The organism is Nocardia sp. Tas62D01 (assembly GCF_055232035.1).
In genome coordinates this window covers 6636719-6653939 of record NZ_JBUYUZ010000001.1, presented here as the reverse complement: position 1 = coordinate 6653939, position 17221 = coordinate 6636719, and the positions used below count along the sequence as shown (strand labels likewise).

17 protein-coding genes and 1 pseudogene are annotated in these 17221 nt (G+C 66.7%); 10 read left to right on the top strand and 8 right to left on the bottom strand.

Features of this window, described 5'->3' with window-relative positions:
- The first annotated feature begins 220 nt into the window (after window positions 1-220).
- The 4 genes from ACV7NQ_RS31690 to speD all read left to right on the top strand — a co-directional run bounded on the left by ACV7NQ_RS31690 (window position 221) and on the right by speD (window position 6211).
- Window positions 221-1183, top strand: a complete 963-nt coding sequence (locus ACV7NQ_RS31690) for a PAC2 family protein (protein ID WP_463362932.1) — start codon at window positions 221-223, stop codon at window positions 1181-1183.
- A gap of 86 nt (window positions 1184-1269) precedes the next feature.
- Window positions 1270-3768 (top strand): DEAD/DEAH box helicase, encoded by a 2499-nt coding sequence (locus ACV7NQ_RS31685; RefSeq protein ID WP_463362931.1) that lies wholly within the window; start codon window positions 1270-1272, stop codon window positions 3766-3768.
- A gap of 125 nt (window positions 3769-3893) precedes the next feature.
- Complete coding sequence (locus tag ACV7NQ_RS31680; RefSeq protein WP_463362930.1) at window positions 3894-4994, top strand: type III PLP-dependent enzyme; 1101 nt, start codon at window positions 3894-3896, stop codon at window positions 4992-4994.
- 8 nt (window positions 4995-5002) lie between these two features.
- Window positions 5003-6211 carry an adenosylmethionine decarboxylase gene (speD, locus tag ACV7NQ_RS31675; RefSeq protein ID WP_463362929.1) on the top strand — a complete coding sequence of 403 codons (1209 nt, stop codon included), beginning with the start codon at window positions 5003-5005 and terminating at the stop codon, window positions 6209-6211.
- Between the two features lie 63 nt (window positions 6212-6274).
- Here speD and ACV7NQ_RS31670 read toward each other — a convergent pair whose 3' ends face one another.
- The 3 genes from ACV7NQ_RS31670 to ACV7NQ_RS31660 all read right to left on the bottom strand — a co-directional run bounded on the left by ACV7NQ_RS31670 (window position 6275) and on the right by ACV7NQ_RS31660 (window position 8629).
- Window positions 6275-6475, bottom strand: coding sequence for a tautomerase family protein (locus ACV7NQ_RS31670; RefSeq protein WP_463362928.1), 201 nt, complete (start codon window positions 6473-6475; stop codon window positions 6275-6277).
- Entirely contained in the window at window positions 6475-7611 is a 1137-nt protein-coding gene (locus tag ACV7NQ_RS31665) for an SDR family oxidoreductase (RefSeq protein ID WP_463362927.1), read from the bottom strand. Before ACV7NQ_RS31665 ends, ACV7NQ_RS31670 begins: the two co-directional genes overlap by 1 nt.
- 109 nt (window positions 7612-7720) lie before the next feature.
- Window positions 7721-8629 (bottom strand): LysR substrate-binding domain-containing protein, encoded by a 909-nt coding sequence (locus tag ACV7NQ_RS31660; protein ID WP_463362926.1) that lies wholly within the window; start codon window positions 8627-8629, stop codon window positions 7721-7723.
- A gap of 110 nt (window positions 8630-8739) precedes the next feature.
- Between ACV7NQ_RS31660 and ACV7NQ_RS31655 the strand changes: the two genes are divergently transcribed.
- Genes ACV7NQ_RS31655 through ACV7NQ_RS31640 form a run of 4 tightly spaced genes read left to right on the top strand, consistent with a single transcriptional unit; the run spans window position 8740 to window position 10854 of the window.
- Window positions 8740-9327, top strand: coding sequence for a peroxiredoxin (locus ACV7NQ_RS31655; RefSeq protein ID WP_463362925.1), 588 nt, complete (start codon window positions 8740-8742; stop codon window positions 9325-9327).
- A 52-nt stretch (window positions 9328-9379) separates the two neighbouring features.
- Complete coding sequence (locus tag ACV7NQ_RS31650; protein WP_463362924.1) at window positions 9380-9919, top strand: carboxymuconolactone decarboxylase family protein; 540 nt, start codon at window positions 9380-9382, stop codon at window positions 9917-9919.
- 43 nt (window positions 9920-9962) lie between these two features.
- Window positions 9963-10142, top strand: coding sequence for a hypothetical protein (locus ACV7NQ_RS31645; RefSeq protein ID WP_463362923.1), 180 nt, complete (start codon window positions 9963-9965; stop codon window positions 10140-10142).
- Window positions 10143-10179: 37 nt separating this feature from the next.
- Entirely contained in the window at window positions 10180-10854 is a 675-nt protein-coding gene (locus ACV7NQ_RS31640; RefSeq protein ID WP_463365890.1) for a PhzF family phenazine biosynthesis protein, read from the top strand.
- A gap of 22 nt (window positions 10855-10876) precedes the next feature.
- Here ACV7NQ_RS31640 and ACV7NQ_RS31635 read toward each other — a convergent pair whose 3' ends face one another.
- The 3 genes and pseudogenes from ACV7NQ_RS31635 to ACV7NQ_RS31625 all read right to left on the bottom strand — a co-directional run.
- On the bottom strand, window positions 10877-11644 hold the full coding sequence (locus ACV7NQ_RS31635) for a DUF5134 domain-containing protein (protein ID WP_463362922.1): 768 nt from the start codon (window positions 11642-11644) through the stop codon (window positions 10877-10879).
- A gap of 202 nt (window positions 11645-11846) precedes the next feature.
- Window positions 11847-13487 (bottom strand): acyl-CoA synthetase, encoded by a 1641-nt coding sequence (locus ACV7NQ_RS31630; protein WP_463362921.1) that lies wholly within the window; start codon window positions 13485-13487, stop codon window positions 11847-11849.
- Window positions 13488-13771: 284 nt separating this feature from the next.
- A pseudogene (locus ACV7NQ_RS31625) lies at window positions 13772-13996 on the bottom strand (SDR family NAD(P)-dependent oxidoreductase); the annotation flags it as partial.
- Window positions 13997-14125: 129 nt separating this feature from the next.
- Between ACV7NQ_RS31625 and ACV7NQ_RS31620 the strand changes: the two are divergent.
- Window positions 14126-14653, top strand: coding sequence for a GNAT family N-acetyltransferase (locus ACV7NQ_RS31620; RefSeq protein WP_463362920.1), 528 nt, complete (start codon window positions 14126-14128; stop codon window positions 14651-14653).
- Window positions 14654-14668: 15 nt separating this feature from the next.
- Window positions 14669-15046, top strand: coding sequence for a hypothetical protein (locus tag ACV7NQ_RS31615; protein ID WP_463362919.1), 378 nt, complete (start codon window positions 14669-14671; stop codon window positions 15044-15046).
- Window positions 15047-15123: 77 nt separating this feature from the next.
- Here ACV7NQ_RS31615 and ACV7NQ_RS31610 read toward each other — a convergent pair whose 3' ends face one another.
- Together ACV7NQ_RS31610 and ACV7NQ_RS31605 are read right to left on the bottom strand one after the other, a co-directional pair.
- Entirely contained in the window at window positions 15124-16347 is a 1224-nt protein-coding gene (locus ACV7NQ_RS31610) for an aminotransferase family protein (protein ID WP_463362918.1), read from the bottom strand.
- 447 nt (window positions 16348-16794) lie between these two features.
- Window positions 16795-17088 carry a hypothetical protein gene (locus tag ACV7NQ_RS31605; RefSeq protein ID WP_463362917.1) on the bottom strand — a complete coding sequence of 98 codons (294 nt, stop codon included), beginning with the start codon at window positions 17086-17088 and terminating at the stop codon, window positions 16795-16797.
- Window positions 17089-17221: the final 133 nt, after the last annotated feature.

The window sequence follows — 17221 nt, the reverse complement described above, 5'->3', positions numbered from 1 at the left end:
CCGCGATGCCACGCCGAGGGCGGCTGCGACGGGAATGCCTCGGGCAGCGCGGCTGTTGGCTGTTCTTATAGGCCGGTGTCGGCCGTGCGCGCGAGGGTCCGCGCCATGGGGGACAATAGACAGTGGATTCTCCGCTGCGAACGGCAAAGGTCCGAAGACCTGGAAGTTCTTCGGATAGCTTGCGGCTCGCGTCGGTGGACCGCGCAGGAAGGAGTACGCGATGGACCACGAGTCGCGAATGTACGAGTTGGAGTTCCCCGCTCCACAGCTGTCGTCCGACGATGGCGCGGGTCCGGTCCTGGTACACGGGCTGGAAGGCTTCACCGATGCTGGGCATGCGGTGCGGCTGGCCACCACGCATCTGCGCGAGAGCCTGGAAAGCGAACTGGTCGCCTCGTTCGATCTGGACGAGCTGCTGGACTACCGCTCACGGCGCCCGCTGATGACGTTCAAGACCGATCATTTCTCGGAATACGCCGAACCGGAGCTCAACCTCTGGGCGCTGCGCGATACGGCGGGCACGCCGTTCCTGTTGCTGTCCGGGCTCGAACCGGATCTGCGCTGGGAGAAATTCACCACCGCGGTGCGCCTGCTCGCCGAACAGCTCGGGGTGCGACGCAGCATCGGACTGAGCGCGATTCCGATGGCGATACCGCACACCCGTCCGCTGGGCATCACGGCGCATTCCTCCGATCGGGACCTCATCGCCGACCGTCAGCGCTGGCCGGGCGAGCTACAGGTGCCCGGCAGCGCGTCGTCGCTGCTGGAGTACCGGATGGCGCAGCACGGACACGAATCGGTCGGATTCTCGGTGCACGTGCCGCATTACCTGGCGCAGACCGCCTACCCGGAGGCCGCGCAGACGCTGTTGGAGAACGTCGCCGACAACGCGGGCCTGGAGATTCCGCTCGCCGCGCTCGGTGAGGCGGCGGCACGGGTGCGCGAACAGGTCAACGAGCACATCGCGGGCAACTCCGAGGTGGAGACTGTCGTGAACGCGCTGGAGCGCCAGTACGACAGCTTCGTGACCGCGCAGGAGCGGCAGTCGAGCCTGCTGGTCGGAGACGGTGAACTGCCCAGCGGTGACGAGCTGGGCGCGGAGTTCGAGCGGTTCCTCGCCGAACAGGGCGGTTACGACGGCGGTAGCGTCGAGGGCGGCACCGGGAGCGACGAGCCCAAGTAGGACGACGGCCCAAGTGGACAGCCTGCCGGGGCCTGCTCGCCGATCGCCGGGCAAGATCGCCGAGGGTAGCCCGTAGGGTGGTCGGAGTGGATCTGACCGAACTACTCGAGATACCGGGAACCGACGCCGACGCTTTGTACGAGTCGTTCGGGGCGTGGGCGGCCGAACAGGGCACGCCACTGTATCCCGCGCAGGATGAGGCGCTACTAGAGCTGGCGTCCGGGTCGAACGTCATCCTGGCCACCCCGACCGGGTCCGGCAAATCCCTGGTCGCCGTAGGCGCACACATGTTCGCGTTGACCCGCGGCCTGCGCACCTACTACACCGCGCCGATCAAGGCCCTGGTCAGCGAGAAATTCTTCGCGCTGTGCGAGGTGTTCGGCGCCGACAAGGTCGGCATGGTGACCGGTGACGCCGCGGTGAACGCGGAGGCGCCGATCATCTGCGCCACCGCGGAGATCCTGGCGAACCTGGCATTGCGCGAGGGCGCGGCCACCGATGTCGGTCAGGTGGTGATGGACGAGTTCCATTTCTATGCCGACCCCGATCGTGGCTGGGCCTGGCAGGTGCCGCTGCTGGAGTTGCCGCGCGCCCAATTCCTGCTGATGTCGGCCACTCTCGGTGAGGTCGACTTCTTCGCCGCCGATCTGGCGCGGCGCACCGGCAACCCGACCGCGGTGGTCTCGGGCACCGAACGTCCGGTGCCACTGAGCTATTCGTATGCGCGCACGTCTATCACCGAGACCCTGGAAGAACTCGTCACCACCCACCAGGCCCCGGTCTATGTCGTGCACTTCACCCAGGCCGCCGCGCTGGAGCGGGCGCAGGCGCTGACAAGCGTGAACTTCGCCACCCGCGCCGAAAAGGACGCCATCGCCACGGCTTTGGGCGATTTTCGCTTCTCCTCCGGCTTCGGCAAGACACTGTCGCGGCTGATCCGACACGGCATCGGCGTGCACCACGCGGGCATGCTGCCCAAGTATCGCCGGCTGGTGGAACGACTGGCCCAGGACGGACTCCTGAAAGTAGTGTGCGGCACCGACACCCTCGGCGTCGGCATCAATGTGCCGATTCGCACCGTGCTGCTCACCGGACTGACCAAGTACGACGGCGTGCGCACCCGCAGGCTCAAGGCCCGCGAATTCCACCAGATCGCAGGCCGCGCGGGCCGCGCCGGATTCGACACCATGGGCACGGTCGTGGTGCAGGCCCCCGATCACGAGGTCGAGAACACCCGGCTCATCGCTAAGGCTGGCGACGATCCGAAGAAGCAACGCAAGGTGGTGCGGCGCAAACCGCCCGAGGGTTTTGTGTCCTGGAGCGAGGAGACCTTCGACCGCCTGGTCGCCGCCGCCCCCGAACCGATGGTGTCGCGCTTCGCGGTCACGAATTCCATGCTGCTCAACGTGATCGCCCGCCCGGGCAACTGCTTCGCGGCGATGCGCCACCTGTTGGAAGACAATCACGAACCACGCCCCGCGCAGCGCCGCCACATCCTGCGCGCGATCCGCCTCTACCGCGCCTTGCGCGATGCCGGTGTGGTGCAACAGCTTCCGGAGCCCGACTCACAGGGCCGCAGGGCCAGGCTCACCGTGGACCTGCAACGCGATTTCGCGCTCGATCAGCCGCTGTCCCCCTTCGCGCTTGCGGCATTGGAGTTGCTGGACAAGGAATCTCCCGCCTACACCCTCGAGGTCGTCTCGCTCATCGAGTCGACGCTGGAGGATCCACGCCAGCTGCTGATGGCCCAGCAGCACAAGGCCCGCGGCGAGGCGATCGCCGAAATGAAGGCCGACGGCATCGAATACGACGAACGCATGGAACTGCTCGAAGAGGTTACCTGGCCCAAACCCCTTGCCGAGCTGATCGATCCGGCGTTCGAGACCTACCGCGCCGGGCATCCGTGGATGTCCGAGTTCGCCCCGTCACCGAAGTCGGTAGTGCGCGACATGATCGAGCGCTCGATGACCTTCGCCGAGCTGATCTCCCACTACGAGCTGGCCCGCTCCGAGGGCGTGGTGCTGCGCTATCTCGCCGACGCCTACCGTGCGTTGCGTCGCACCGTGCCCGATTCGTCCCGCACCGAGGACCTAGACGACATCACCGAATGGCTCGGTGAGCTTGTCCGCCAGGTGGATTCGAGCCTGCTGGACGAATGGGAGCAGCTCACCAACCCGGGTGCGGAGACCGACGCCGACCAGCTCGCCTTCGGCGCGGAATCGATCCGCCCGATCTCCGCCAACGAGCGCGCCTTCCGGGTGATGGTCCGCAACGCGATGTTCCGCCGCGTCGAGCTCGCCGCGCTGCGCCGCTGGGACATCCTCGCCGATATGGGCACCGGCCCGGACTGGGAAGCCGAGCTGGCCCCCTATTTCGCCGAATACGAGCGCATCGGCACCGGGCCGGATGCTCGCGGCCCGCAACTGTTCCAGGTGGAACAGCGCCCCGATTTCTGGCACGTGCGTCAGGTGCTCGACGACCCAGCGGGCGACCACGGCTGGGCGCTGGAAGCGGTGGTCGATCTGGCCGAGTCCGATTCCGCGGGCGAGGTCGTATTCGACGAGGTCACGGTATCCGCCGGGTAATCACGATCAAGGTGTCGTCAATGAGTTCGTTATCCGTGGCATCGCGCTGATACTCTCTCGCGCGGTGCCTGAAGACGGCGTCTACCCAAACGACGGAGAGTTCCCTTAGATTGATCGGTTCAAACATGCCCGAATCGCCCTGCCTGGTGATCGACCCCGAGCGGGTGCGCGACAACTATCGCGCGCTCCGGACCGCGATACCCACCGCGAGAATCCGGTTCGCGGTCAAGGCAAGTCCGGTGCCGGAACTCATCCGTCTGTTGGATGCGGAGGGCGCGGAGTTCGACGTCGCCAGCGTCGGCGAGATCGAACTGTGCCTGCGCAAGGGCGTCGATCCGGCGCGGATGTGCTATGGGAACCCGATCAAGAAGGCCGCCCATATCGCGACCGCCTATACCGAGGATGTGCGCCGCTACGCCTTCGACACCGAGGATGACCTGCTGCGCATCGCCGAACACGCGCCGGGCTCCGAGGTCGAGTGCCGGTTCCTGTCCTCCGCGCCGGAGTCGAAGACGCCGTTCGGCACGAAGTTCGGCTGCAGCCCCACCGAGGCCCTCCGGCTGCTGGTGCGCGCCCGCGATCTCGGACTGATCGTCGCGGGCCCGTACTTCCACGTGGGTTCGCAGCAACTGGACCCCGCGGCCTGGCGGATCGGCATCGAACAGGCCGGACGCATCGTTGCGGCGTTGGCGGACAAAGACATTCGGGTCTCGTCGGTGAATATCGGCGGGGGCCTGCCCATTTCCTACGTCGAGGCGGCGCCCGCGCTCGACGACATCGGGGCCGTCGTCGCGGCCGCGACCGCCGAATTCCTGCCCGAGACCACCGGACTCGTCGTCGAGCCCGGTCGCGCGCTCGTGGGGTCGGCGGGCACCATTCACGCCGAGGTTGTCGGCGTGCGCATCGCGCCGGACGGACGGCGCTGGGTGTATCTCGACATCGGCCGCTACAACGGAATGGCCGAGACAGAGAACGAGTACATCGCTTACCGCTTCGTCACCGAACGTGACGGAGACCCCATAGACGAGGCGGTGGTGGCCGGTCCGACCTGCGACGGCGACGATGTACTGTATCAACGCACGCGAGTCCTCTTACCGACCACGTTGCGAGCCGGTGATCGCATTCAGATCCTCGACACCGGCGCCTATACCGCGAGCTATTCGTCGGTGTCCTTCAATGGTTTTCCGCCCCTGACCGTTCATGTCTCGGGCGCTGAGCGAGAGTGAGTTTGCCCATGACGGCGGAATTCACCGGCTGGCACGTGCTGGCCGAGTTCGGTGGTGTCGACGCGGCCCTTTGCGACGACCTCGAACGACTCGAATCGGCGTTGCGAGAGTCTTTGATCGCCGCGGGAGTCACCATCTGCGATGTCGTTCACAAGAAGTTCGATCCGCAGGGGGTGACTGTCCTCGCGCTGTTGTCGGAGTCTCACGCCTCGATTCACACTTATCCGGAGTCCGGCGACATCTTTGTCGACGTATTCACCTGCGGCAGCATCGGCGCGGGTGCTGAGAAGGCCATCGAATTGCTGCGGGAGGCCTTGTCCCCCAGGGAAGTTCGGATGTCCACCATCCGGCGCGGCCGGGCCGGGCATCGGGTGGAGGAGCCGGTCGGCGAAGGTTTGACCCGCATCTGGGACGTCTCCGACGTCATCGTCGACACCCACACCCCGTTCCAGCACATGCTGATCGCGCGCACCGAACAGGGCATCAGCCTGTTCTCCGACAATGATCGGCAGTCCACGGAGTTCTCGCAGCTCACCTACCACGAGGCGATGATGGTCCCCGCCTTCGTGCTGGCCGAGAATCTGGGCAACGTGCTGATCATCGGTTCCGGTGAGGGCGTGGCCAGCCAGATGTCGGTCGCCGCGGGCGCCGCGCACGTCGACCATGTCGATATCGACCAACTCGAGGTCGAACTGTGCGCCGAGCACCTGCCCTACGGCTACACCACCTGGGAACTGACCGCGGCAGTCAAGGGCGAGGGCCCGATCACGGTGCACTACGCCGACGGCTGGGACTTCCTGGCGAATGCCGCCGAGGCGGGCACCCGCTACGACGTGATCGTGATCGACCTGCCGGACGAGCGGGTCGAGGACGCGCAGCACAACCGCCTATACGAGGCGGAATTCCTGTCGCGATGTCGAGCCCTGCTCGCTCCCGGTGGCGTGCTGAGCGCCCAGGCCGGTTGCGCGACGATGTGGCGCAACGAAACCCTGAAGCGGTCCTGGCAGCGGTTCCACGAGCAGTTCGGCACCGTGGTGCTCTACACCAGCGACGAGCATGAATGGTCGTTCCTGTTCGGGCTGAACGAGCAGATCGACGATCCGGTCCAGGGCATGACCGACCGCCTGGCCACGCTGCCCTACCGACCGGAGACGGTCGACGCTCGGGCGCTGGTGCGTGGCGCGATCGAGCCGTACGCCCTGCGCGTACAGCAGTAGCACTCCCCGACGAACGCGTCGGCGCCCGTGGAAGGCACCATGAGCGCTGGCGCGTTGGGCAGCTCAGGACTGCTGCTTGCGGTACTCCTCCACGTTCATCCCGCCCACGCCCCAATCGACCAGCTCGACCTCATCGATCACCACGTACGTACTCGCAGGAGCCTTTCCGAGCACATCGTGAAGCAGATCGGTGACACCCCTGATCAGCTGCGCTTTTTCTTCGCGCGTGACGCCCTTCGTGACCTTGATGTTGACGTATGGCATTACGCCGCCCTTCCCGAGATGAACCCGCCGTCGACGGGCAAAATGTGACCGGTGGTGAATTCGGCGTCCGCGAGATACAGCACGGCCGCCGTGGTTTCGGCGACCTCACCGATTCGATTGAGCAACGCCAGTCTGCCCGAAGCGGTTTCATCCCCCGCGCCGAAGAGTGGCGTACGAATGACACCCGGAGCGACGGCGTTGACCCAGATGCCATCGGCGGCGAGTTCGGCGGCCAGGCTGGTGGTCAGCGCGTGCACGCCGCCCTTGCTGACCAGTGCCGCGGAAGCGGGCAGGCCCGCGAGCGCGTGGTTGATCAGGACGGTGCCGATATTGACAACGCTGCCGCCACCGCGCTGCGCCTGCAACTGCCGTACCACCGCCTGGGTGGTGAAGTAGGTGCCCTTCAGGTTGCCGTCGAGATAGCTGTCCAGGTCCGCCTCGGTGACGTCGACGAACGGCTTGGCACCGAAGATGCCCGCGTTGTTCACCAGCACATCGACCCGGCCGAAGCGCTCGACCGCGAGGCGCACCAGCTCGGTTCCCGTTGTGGGAGAACCGATATCGCCCGCTAATACGGCGACTCGGTCGGGCGCGCCGAGCACGTCGGCGACCGCGGCGAGCTTGTCCGGGTCACGCCCGTTGAGGACCACCCTGTCGCCACGTTCGACGAAGGCACGGGCGACATCGCGTCCGATGCCGCTGGAGGATCCGGTCACGATCACCGCACTCCCCCAACTCGATGAGGTCAGATCGGCAGATGCTCCGCTGCGCCAGCGTGCGCATCGAGCAGCAAAGCCTGCAAGGTGGTCGATCGCGAACCGGTCGGTCTGCCAATTTCCCGGCTCGACCTCCGCCGTCCACACGTAGGTCGACACTGACTCGACGCGATCGACGACTGGCACCTGACGCAGCTCGTACTCGACGTCCTCGAACTCGTCCAGCACCTCCCACTCCGCGGCGGTGAGTCCGGACAGCAGTACGCCGCGCGCGAGACCGCCCGAATCGGGGACGAGTCCCGGATACACCCGCCCCGGCAACGCGGCGACTCGCCACCCGAGTACCGAAGCCGGATCGAGTTGTGGACAGCGGCCGATCAGTTCGGTCAGCACTTCCGGAAACTGCAGCGTCCCGTACACGAAGAGCGGAGCGCTCCCCGCGTTTGCCCGTCGGAGCCCACTCGTCCACCGTCCTTGATCATCTCTCCCGCTGAAGAATACGTCGAGCGTAGTTCAACGCCTCAGCCGATCACTCCGGCCGCTGCGCCCGGATGATCTCGGCGAGCTGCTCGTAGTCCTCGGTCCGTGCCGTCGAGGCGCGAAAGGCGAGCCCGAGCGTCCGACCCGGTGCGGGCGCCACGAAATGCGCGGTTTCCATTGTGCCACGGGTGGTTTCGGCGACAACCGCCATCTCTGGGATCAGAGTGACACCCAAACCGCCTGCGACACACTGCACTACGGTCGCCAGCGAGGCGGCGCGAGTGTCGCCGACACCGCCCGGGTGTGCGTCGGCCGTGCGGCACAACTCGAGTGTCTGATCGCGCAGGCAGTGCCCCTCGTCGAGCAATAGCAGCGGCAGGGCGTCCAGGGTCGCCGGTACGATATCGGTGCGCCCGGCCAGCTCGTGACCGCGCGGGGTCACCAGCACGAATTCCTCCGTGTACAGCGGGATCTCGACCAGACCGGGGGTTTCGGTGGGCAACGCGAGCAGCGCGACGTCCAGCACACCGGTGCGCAGACCGTTCAGCAATCGCGCCGTCTGATCCTCGATCACCTGTGGCACCAACACGGGCACCCGCCGCCGCAATTCGGGAAGCAGCGCGGGCAGCACATACGGAGCAACCGTCGGAATGATACCCAACCGCAGCGTCCCACCGAGCCCGGCCCCGGCCGCCGAAGCGACGAAACAGTCGGCAGCCTCGAGGGTCGCGATCGCCTGCGGGAGCAGCCGCATGCCCACGGCGGTGACGAGCACGCGACGCGTGCTGCGCTCGATCAGCTGCAGCCCGAGCCCGTGTTCCAGCGCTGCGAGCGCCTGCGATAGCGTGGGCTGACTCACACTGAGCCTGGCTGCCGCAGTGCCGAAATGGCGATATTCCGCGATCGCCACAAACGCACGCAGCTGCGACAGCGTTGGCTGATAAGTCTGATCAGTCACGCCTATCAGTGTAGTGCGACTGATCACGTTTACCTTTCACCAGCCTTTGGGCAAGATCACAGTGAGCTTTTCGCACAGCGCTAGCAAACCAACATGACGAGGAGAAAAGCATGGCCCTGCTGACCATCGGCGACCAATTCCCGGCATACAACCTCACCGCGGTGATCGGCGGTGACCTGTCGAAGGTCGACGCTCAGCAGCCTGACGATTACTTCACCCAGATCACCTCCGACGACCACACCGGCAAATGGCGGATCGTCTTCTTCTGGCCCAAGGACTTCACCTTCGTGTGCCCCACCGAGATTGCCGCCTTCGGCAAGCTCAACGAAGAGTTCGAAGACCGCGACGCGCAGGTGCTCGGCGCCTCGGTCGACAACGAGTTCGTGCACTTCCAGTGGCGGGCCCAGCATGAGGACCTCGAGACCCTCCCCTTCCCGATGCTGTCGGATCTGAAGCGTGAATTAGCTTCGGCCACCGGTGTTCTCAACGCCGACGGCGTCGCCGACCGCGCCACCTTCATCATCGACCCGAACAACGAAGTCCAGTTCGTCTCGGTGACCGCGGGTTCCGTCGGCCGCAACGTCGACGAGGTGCTGCGTGTGCTCGACGCGCTGCAGTCCGACGAGCTGTGCGCCTGCAACTGGAAGAAGGGCGACCCGACCATCAACGTCGGCGAGCTGCTCGCCACCAGCGTCTGAGAATCAGCGTTCAGAACACCGAAAAATCAAGCATGAGTAGAGGAATCGCCGAATGAGCATCGAGACCCTGAAGAACTCCCTGCCCGAGTACGCCAAGGACCTCAAGCTCAACCTGTCGTCCATCGCACGCACCACCGTGCTGAACGAGCAGCAGCTGTGGGGCACCCTGCTGGCGTCGGCGGCCGCAACCCGGTCGGCGACCACGCTGCGTGAGATCGCCGAGGAAGCCGCCGACACCCTGTCGGCGGAAGCGTACAACGCCGCCCTCGCCGCCGCCTCGATCATGGGCATGAACAATGTGTTCTACCGGGGCAAGGCATTCCTCGGCGGCCGCTACGACGACCTGCGCGCGGGGCTGCGGATGAACATCATCGGCAACCCAGGCATCGACAAGGCCGATTTCGAGCTCTGGTCGTTCGCGGTGTCCTCGATCAACGGCTGCCAGCACTGCCTGGAGGCGCACGAGCACACCCTGCGCGAGGCGGGTGTCTCGCGTGAGGTGATCTTCGAATCGCTGCGCGTCGCGGCCATCGTCGCCGGTGTCGGCCAAGCGGTGCAGTCCACCGAGACGCTGGCCGCCGCCACCGTCTGACACCTCGCACAGCCAACGGCCACGTCCGAAAAGGACGGGGCCGTTGTCTTTTCCGCGGGCAGCCGGGCACTATCTCGTCATCCTGATGGCGGCCCGACGGCACGGCACTGCTGGACTTCGGGCCATGGTTGCGGACCTCGCCGAAAATGTGACCAATAACGCCGGCGGGGACCCCGCCTTCGACTGCAGCGGTCGGCTGGGAGCGCAGCAGGCGTGCCGGTAGGCTCGCGATCATGGGCACACAGGATGAGCTGGAGGCCATGGGCACGCGGGTCGAGGTCGTGCGGGTATTCACCGACTCGGCGGGACGGCTCGGCAACGAGCTGGCCATTGCCCGCGCGGGCGATGTCGCCGACGCGGACCGGCAGGCACTCGCGGCGCGCGCCGGGTACAGCGAAACCGTCGTGGTCGACGACCCCGAGAACGAGATTGCCCGGGTGCGGATCTTCACGCCCGCGGTAGAGCTGCCCTTCGCGGGCCACCCGTCGGTGGGCACCGCCTGGTGGTTCGCCGAGCAGGGCGTCCCGGTGCGGGTGCTGCAGGTGCCCGCCGGCCCGGTGGCCGTCGAGCTCGCCAACGGCCTCACCTGGATCAAGGCGCGCGGCGAATGGGCACCGGATTTCACCTTCCACCAGCTCGGCGACCTCGAAGAGCTGGCCGCCCTGAACCCGGACGACTTCCCCGACGGCTCGCATTACCTGTGGGTGTGGACCGACGAGAACCGCGGCGCCCTGCGATCCCGGATGTTCGCACCCTCGATGGGCATCGCCGAGGACGAGGCCACCGGCGCCGCGGCCGTCGCACTGACCGCACTGCTGCGCCGCGGCCTGGTCATCACCCAGGGCAAGGGCTCGCAGATCTTCACCGAATGGGACTCCGACGGCTGGGTGCGCCTGGGTGGGCGCGTCGTCGCGGACTCGGTGGTCGATCTGTAGACAACGCCTATTCTGCCGATGATCACCCGGAGACCGCGGCGACCAGCATGTACGCGGTCCCCAGGTCCATCACCACGTGCGGCACCAGCGCCGATGACAACCGGCTGGTAGACGGGCCGGCACCGACCGGATGTCCGAGCCAGTGATGCCGCCATCCTGCGCTCACGGCGACGAGCGCGACAAGTGCGTCGGCAATGAACAGCGTGGCCAGTGCCAGCGCGGGAACGGGCGAGGGGCCGTCGACATGGCCACCGGCACCGTGCCCGGACATCGCGTACAGCATGGCCCCGGCGGCCAGGACATGATAGCCGAGCGCCACCATCCGATCGACGGGTAGCGCCCGATTCTCGCTGTGCCACTCCATAATCCGGCCGATGAGCAATACCCCGAGCACCACGGTCATGGCGGTGAGTACGCCGTGCAACGCATGAGGATTCGCGCCCGCCGGAAACACCAGCATGGTCAGCATGACCAGGCACATGATCAGATGCGCGGCATCCGACTCGTGACAGGCGGTCGGTACGGCGACCGATGCATTCGAATTCTGGTGCGCACCAGAATATTCGGCCGGACTGACGGCCGACACACCCGCCGCCACCGACCGATCCGGTCCGCAGCGCTCCGCCGCCGACCCCAGCGTCGCACCCGCACCTACAGGCGCTGCCAACCGCACCACCACGATCGCCGACGCGACCAAGAACGCCAGCACCACCGACCACCGCAACGCGGTGTACTGCTCAACGAACTCCGCCACACCCCACCGCCTCTCGTCGCGGGCCGCCCATTCCATGCTCGCACCCCGCACGGGTTTAGGGTGCCCTTTCCGCCGTAGCGGTTCCGCCCTCATCGAGCGGATGCACGCGGACGGCGGCGCGAATGCTTCGACAGCGACGCCGACACAAGAACCTAACGCGCAGTACCGTTCAGCGGCCGGTCGGATCGGCCGTGCCCACGGGGTTCCGCCCAGAACCCCCGTCGGGCACCACCGCTGATCAGGCGGGCAGTTCGCGCAGGACTCGCTTGAGCACCTTGCCGGTGGGGTTGCGCGGCAGTTCGTCGACGAACAGCACGTCGCGCGGCGACTTGAAGCGGGCCAGGTGGGTCTTCACGTGGTCGCGCACCTCGTCCTCGGTGAGCGAATGTCCTTCGCGGACAACCACAACCACGCGCAGCCGCTGGCCGTGCTTGTCGTCGGGCACACCGAACGCGCTCACCTCTTCGACGGCGGGATGCGCGGCGAGCAGTTCCTCGACCTCGCCGGGGAAGACGTTCTCGCCGCCCGAGACGATCATGTCGTCGTCGCGGCCGTCGACGAAAAGCCGCCCAGCCCTGTCGAAGTGGCCGACATCGCCGGTCGACATCAGGCGGCCGATGCGCGCCTTGTCGCCGCCACCGGTGTAGCCCTCGAACTGGTAGTCGTTGCCGACGAAGATGCGGCCGGTGGTGCCGGGCGGCACCTCGGTGTCGTTGTCGTCGAAGATCTTCACGACGGTGCTCGGCACCGGAGACCCGACGCAACCGGGTTCGTCGGCCAGATCGGCGGGGGTGGCGATGGTCGCGTAGGCCACCTCGGTGGAGCCGTACACGTTGTAGACCACCGGACCGAATGCCTCGGTCACCCGCACACACAGGTCGGCACCGAGTTGCGAACCGGCGACAAGGATAATGCGCAGGTGCGAGAAATTATGTCCGGCACGAGCTTTCGGGCTGGCATCGACGAGGCGCTGCAACATGACCGGCACCGCGATCATCGCGGTGGCGCGATGCCGGTGCAGGCTGTCGAGCACCGCCTGCGGATCGAAGCGGCGGCGGATCACCAGCGTCGACCCGAACCCGACCGCGAGGATGGCTTGGGCGAATCCGAGCGTATGGAACAGCGGAGCAGGGCATTCGGTGATCTCCCTCGCGCGGAAGGGTACCTTGCCGAGGATGGCGCCCAGCGGCGCGAGCGAGGTCGGTTCGCTGCGCGGTGCGCCCTTGGGAGTGCCGGTTGTTCCACTTGTCAGCAGGACGATGCGGGCGGTGGTGGTGGCACGGCGGGGTGGGGTGCGTGATCCGCCCGCGATCAGGTTGTCCAGCGTATCGACGGCGGGCTTGTCGACCCAGGCGCGGTAGCGGCCGCGTGGCGGAGTGAGATCGCCTACGATGCCGGAGTATTCGTCATCGAAGACGAGCAGATCGGTGCCTTCGCGCCCGACCACCTCGCGCAGCTGCGGACCGGCGAAGTCGGTGTTCAGCAAGATGATTCGAGCTCCGCACTTGGCCGCCGCGAATACCGCATAGTGGAAGCCACGGTGATTGCGCGCGAGAATCGCGACACCCTCACCGTCGAGCAGACCGCGGGCCCGCCAAGCATTGGCCAGCGCGGTGCTGCGCTCGTCGAGTTCCTGGAAGGTGAGGGTGCCGATTTCGTCGATGATGGCGGCGCGGTCGCGGTAGCGCAGGGCCGCCACGGTGGTGAGCCCGCCGAGCATTCCCGAACGCAGCACCGCCACACCCATCCGGGCAAGCCGGTCCGGGCATTCCGGGTTTGCCAGACCGGCCCGGACCGCCAGCGAGGCGTAGTACGTCTCATCGACAACCCGGCGAGCCGCCTTCGCGGCCACCGCACCGACCTTGTTGGCCAACTTCATGATTCAACTCCCATGGTGGCAGTGTCCGGGATATCCGACGCTTCCGCCCGAATTCCCTTGGACGCGGCCGACTCCGGCACCATCCGATGTAGGTAATGCAGCAGCAGGCGGGCCGTGCGCGGCATCAGCTGGCTGCCGGTCGCGGCGAGCGAGCCCAGCGGCACGCCGACATGATCCGGCCGCCTGCGCAGCCCGTCCACCATCAGCGCGACGGCTTCGTCCACGGTCAGCGGCGCGAACCCGCCCCACCCGGTCGGGCCGATCATGTCCGTGTCCACCAGCTCCCGCACCAGCACATCCAGCTCGTCCGCGCGGCGCGCCACCACCAGGGTCGTCGCTCCGGCTCCTGCCACCGCCTCCCCCAGCGCGCGGCCGATCCCACTGGACGCACCGGTGATCAGCACCGTGCGCCCCGCCACCCGATCGGCTAGCGACCGATCCCACGGCAACGGCACTCGGCGCGGCTTGATCAGCACATTGTTCGCGCGGTGGGCGAGCTTCTCGAACATCGACATCGTTGTCTACCTAGGGTGAGGGCGAGTGCCCTCACAGTAAGGCGTGCCGAACGAGTTCGTCGAGCGAGCAGCGGCGGCACCCCACGACAGCGCGTTGACCACCGGTCCGGTCATGATGGACGAATGTCGAGCCACACCGACGAACACCTGCCGCGATCGAGCGCCCAACAGCAACCACGCACCGCGCCCCCGGCCCGGATCGTCGTCGACGACCTCTCCGGCCGCCAGATCGCCGCCCTGCTCGCCGAACACCTGGCCGAAATGCACGCCAACTCTCCAGCCTGGAGCGTGCACGCCCTGGACCTGGATGCCCTGCGCGGCCCCGACATCACCTTCTGGAGCGCCTGGGACGTCGCCGATCTGCTCGGCTGCGGCGCCCTCAAACACCTCGACGCCACCCACGGCGAAATCAAGTCCATGCGCACCGCCGCCAACCACACCGGCCGCGGCGTCGCCGCACTCCTGCTCGACCACATCATCACCGAGGCCCGCACCCGTGCCTACCATCGCCTCAGCCTCGAAACCGGCGCCGCGCCCTTCTTCGCCCCCGCCCAACGCCTCTACACCCGCCACGGCTTCACACCCTGCGCCCCCTTCGCCGACTACACCGACGACCCCCACAGCATCTACCTGACCCGCACCCTGCGATAGACGCGAACCGGCACCATGATCATCAGAATTCTGACCACGGCGAATCCGGGCCAGACCACGTTGGCCGACTCCGGCACCGGATCATGGCCAGCAGTGTGGCGCGGCGAGTCGCCCGCACCCAGCGGTCATGACTATGACGTGGAAGTCGACTTCGACGCGGTGCAGACCTGGCTACCGGCGCTGAACGAGGCCAGACCCGGAATCCACCTGTCGGACAACGACATAGTGATATGCGCCGAGGTATCCGCCGTCGATGCCGACGGAGTCGCCGTCCTCGACCTCAGTCCAGGGATAGTGCTGGTGGAGCTCGAAGGCTCCCGGCCCGATCTCGTAGTCGGTCAACGAGTGCGCCTCGTCCCGACCATCGTTTCCCTTTTCCCGACCGGGTTGTAGCTGCCGCGAACCTCTTCACCAAACCACCTTGCGGCCGCCCGCGCATTCCCACACTGACGGTGCCCCCACCGAGTGATTCAGCCGAGAGCGCGCCTGAATCCGTCCACCAGTTCGCCGACCTGATCATCGGTCATCACGAAGGACGGCGAGATCTGCATCGCGCCCTGGCCCGCCATGCGTCCCGAAACACCGTGGGCGCGAAGGGTTTTCACCAGCGGGAGCCCCTCCGAGGGATCGGCCAGCTGGATCGCGGCGACCGCACCGATACCGCTGCGCACCTCGGCGACCCGCGGATGGTCCGCCAGCGGTGCGAGCTTCTCGTGCAGCGTGGTTTCCAGGCGCTTGGCGGAGTGGAGCAGACCCTCGCGTTCGACGATGTCGAGGTTGGCCAGGGCCGCGGCGGCCGCACCGGCATGGCCGCCGTAGGTGTAGCCGTGCCGCCACCACACGCCCCCGTTGAAGAACGGCTCGGCGATGTGCGGCGCGATGAACACCGCGCCCATCGGGACATACCCGGAGGTCAGCCCCTTCGCAGTTGTCATCAGATCGGGCTCGAGCTCGAATCGGGTCGAGGCGAACCAGGATCCGCCGATACGGCCGAAACCGGTGACCACCTCGTCTGCGACGAACAGGATGTCGTGATCGCGGCAGATCTGCCGGATCTCGGCGAGGTATCCCTGCGGCGGCAGATAGATTCCGCCCGCGCCGATGACGGGTTCGCAGAAGAACGCCGCGATGCGTTCCGCGCCGATCTCCTCGATCAATGCCAGCAGCGCCTTGGCATCGTCCCATTCGATGGTGCGAGCATCGGCCATCAGCTCGCCGTGCCCTTCCCGGTTGACCGGGATACCCGCCAAAGCCGTTCCCGCGATATGCATTCCGTGATAGGCCATCCGCCGACCGACCACGATCGTCTTATCCGGACGGCCGAGTTCATGCCAGTACCGCCGGACCAGCTTCGCCGCGGTATCCACCGAATCCGAGCCGCCCGAGGTGAAGAAGATCTTGCTACCTGGCACCGGCGCGATCGTCGCCAAGCGCTCCGCGAGCTCCTGCGTGGCGGGTTCGACGAAATCTCCGAAGTTCGAGTAGTGCGCGATCGTGCGCAACTGTGTGGCGACCGCGTCGGCGATCTCGGCGCGCCCGTGTCCGACATTGGTGAACCACAGACCCGCCGTCGCATCCAGATACCGGGTGCCCGCCGCGTCGTAGATATACGCGCCCTCACCGCGCGCGACGACGAACGCGCCGTCCCGTTCGACGGCACCCATATCCGCGAACCCATGCCATAGCGCACTCATACCAACCATCTTTACCTCAAGACCAAAACTGTGTCGTCCGCCCCGCCCTCGGCCGCTCGGACCGGCGGCGGCGAGTAGCGCGAACGCCACGACCAAGCCGATCGTCATCGACACGCATCCCTGCTCGCACCCCGCACGTTGCGGCCACCGCCGATCGATGGGATCGAGCAGGGCGCCCACCAGCAGCGTGATCACGCCGAGGATGTTCGACTGGATCGTGAAGTAGCCGAAGTGGTTGGCCAGCGAGTAGCCAACCGACCCGTAGCCGTGCGCCGGACCGTTGGCAATGGGTTACCGCCAGTCGGTGACGCCCGACCGGCTACTGGGCCGGATGATCGCGACCATGCGCTCCATCAACCGCGCCGCGATCGTGATCGGTGCACCGGTCGGAGATGTGCTCGCCGCCTGGCTCGGTACCCGAGCGACCCGTGGGTCGCGGTCGCGGGCCTACTCCTCGCGGCTTTGGCACTTACCGCGTCCCACGCCGGTGATCAGCAGATACAGCGTGGTGGCGCCGCGGATCATTTGCCAACGCCGGCCGCGTGGGTCGAGCAGGCCGCCGATCAGCAGCACGAGCACGCCGAGCACGTTGGACTCGATGGTGAAGTAGCTGAAGTAGTTGCTGACCGAGAAGCCCGACTCGCCGAAAGTTGCGGATCGGTATCCACGACAGCGCCAGCACCCCCAGTACGGCAAAAGCGAAGCGCAGAATGCGAATCCACAGCGCAGCGGCACCTGCATTCATGCTCGGATCGTCGTATCTCAGATAGTCGATCGGCGGTGAACGGGCGCGGTCGCCGCCGGAATGTCATGTGGTCGACATCCGGTGTGCTCGCCGGATGGCCGGCACCGTGCGGGGTTCGACGCGCGGCAC